Annotated in this window: 2 protein-coding genes; one reads left to right on the plus strand and one right to left on the minus strand. The window is 34.3% G+C overall.

The window, feature by feature from the left end:
- The first annotated feature begins 96 nt into the window (after nucleotides 1-96).
- Entirely contained in the window at nucleotides 97-450 is a 354-nt protein-coding gene (locus PQG80_RS28780) for a helix-turn-helix domain-containing protein (RefSeq protein ID WP_271755298.1), read from the plus strand.
- Between the two features lie 44 nt (nucleotides 451-494).
- Here PQG80_RS28780 and PQG80_RS28785 read toward each other — a convergent pair.
- Nucleotides 495-1,030 (minus strand): hypothetical protein (locus PQG80_RS28785; RefSeq protein ID WP_271755300.1); only part of this gene is annotated, 536 nt, incomplete at its 5' end.

A 1,030-nucleotide genomic window follows, 5' to 3' on the forward strand; every position in this document is an offset into this window, starting at 1 on the left:
TCTTATATGATCTAAATTCAAATGGATATATATGCTATGGGTGTATTTAATTCAACACCACTTTTGCCTACTCTTTTCAAGAGAGGTGATATACTTTTGAACAATTTAGCCGAGGCTGTTGGACATAAAATAAGGTATTATCGCAAGAGTAGAGGGCTAACTCAGGAGCAACTAGGTGAAAGAGTGCAGCAGCCTCAATCTTATATAGGTGGAATTGAGCGAGGAGAAAAGAATATCTCATTAGATACACTTGAAAAAATTTCAAGAGCACTCGAGGTCCATCCAACTGCTTTATTCGAAAACTATTCCATGCTAATTACGAAGGATAAGATTGAAAATGATAAGCTAATTGTTGGAGTGACCAGTATATTACAAGGCAGGACTGCGAAAGAAATTCAAGTGTTGTCAAAATTAATAAAGGATGTCGTTTCAGTATTTGACTCTAAATGAAAATAGACAGGGCAACCTGTCTATTTTTTTATAACTATTAAGATTTAATTTTTGGAAGTTGGATTTCCTAAAGCCTTATTATATTTCTCAATTGCGATTTTCATTGGATGAAATGATTTTTCGTTTTTGGATTTTCTTTTAAGTCTCACAGTGTGGAAAGGGCAATCTATGTCGTATTTGAAATCCTTCATAAAACCTTTATCAGTTATGACGCTGAATGGTTGATTAGGGCGATTCGGAAAGCGAAATGCAAAGAAGTCACTTCTGGAATGGAGTCGATCTTCAATAGACATGGTTGTGGAGTTATCTAGGAATGATTTAAAAAGAGATAAAGAAACAAACCCCGTCAGATGCGTTATTATCCATTTAAGATGACTAAACCTTTCTGGATTTAAAATAGGGTGTGATCGAATACAAGCATTAGCTATTTGTATCAATGGGTCGTTGTCAAAATTGAAAAGGTACAGACTTGAAACTCTCTCAGGATTCAGCACAGAATAGATTTTATTATCAACATCGTAGTAATTATCTATATGTAACAATGCTTGTTTCCATTTTACATAAGCATAAGCATATGGAC

This window comes from Cohnella rhizoplanae (genome assembly GCF_948329515.1).
Taxonomy (GTDB): Bacteria; Bacillota; Bacilli; order Paenibacillales; family Paenibacillaceae; genus Cohnella; species Cohnella rhizoplanae.